Source organism: Bacteroidia bacterium (genome assembly GCA_025056095.1).
In the GTDB taxonomy this organism is placed as follows: domain Bacteria; phylum Bacteroidota; class Bacteroidia; order JANWVE01; family JANWVE01; genus JANWVE01.
The window spans coordinates 1-1,130 of sequence record JANWVW010000351.1; the positions used below are offsets into that span (position 1 = coordinate 1).

At 39.9% G+C, this 1,130-nt stretch carries 1 protein-coding gene; it reads left to right on the forward strand.

Annotation, left to right across the window (positions count from 1 at the left end):
- On the forward strand, nt 1-1,002 hold a 1,002-nt coding region (locus NZ519_13980), incomplete at its 5' end, for a T9SS type A sorting domain-containing protein (protein MCS7029861.1).
- Nucleotides 1,003-1,130: the final 128 nt, after the last annotated feature.

A 1,130-nucleotide genomic window follows, 5' to 3' on the forward strand; every position in this document is an offset into this window, starting at 1 on the left:
ACCATTCCAGGCAAAAATGGCTTTGTCAGTGCTAGTAATGCATGGGTTACAGGTTTGACTGCGGCTAATTACAACAATCATGATTACACTATTTTGTATTCACCTGCCTTTGATTTTTCAGGTGCAGGAACTTATACCTTGCAATTCTATACTAAATTTCACACAGAACCTCAATATGATGGATATATCGTAGAGTATTCTACTAACAAAGGTTTGTCTTGGACACAGCTTAACAATACAGTAGCAACTGGTTGGTATAATACCACTGCTGCAACAAGCCAAATATTTCCAGCGGGAACAGCTTTTTTCAGTGGTACGCAGTCTACTTACTCTTTTGTATCTCAAGACGTGTCTTTTTTGGCAGGCACTCCGTATGTATGTTTTCGCTTTGTGTTCAAGACAGATCGCGTTGTTGTAGGTTCAGGTGCAGCTATTGACGACTTTGAAATACTCTACAATCCCACTTTACCTAATACAGCACTTAACTTACAAGGTATTCATAAAAATGGGCAGAATCTTCTCACTTGGAAAGTTGAAAATCCCCAAAATGTTCAGTTCTACACTGTTGAGTATAGCCCTGATGGCAGCCATTTCTATGCTTTACCTGACAAAATTCAATCTACTCAAAGCAAAGAATACACATATTCCCATTACAGCCCTTATTCAAGAACATTCTATCGTGTGGTACAACATAACAAAGATGGACAAAACCGCTTCTCTAACATTGTAGAGATAAGCATTGCCGAAAATACAAGCTTAATAGTCTATCCAATTCCTGCGCAATCTTCTCTATCTGTTCAGGCTAATTTTAACGCAATAGGCAAAGTGCAGTACACACTACTCAACACAAATGGACAAATAGTATTGACACAAAATGAAGACGTTCAGTGGGCAGGAGCTTATACTCACAGCATTAGCATTCAATCACTACCTGCGGGGATTTACTATTTACGAATTCAAGAGTCGCATCAAACTACTGTTAAGAAAATTGTCAAGATGTAGTGCAGCTCGTAGAGTGCAAAGGATTCTCAAAACATTTTGAATTAAGTATTATTTTTTGGGCGTGCCCTTGCCCACACTTCGCTTGCGCTGGTGTGGGCAAGGTCGGCGTGCTACGGGCTACGCTATCG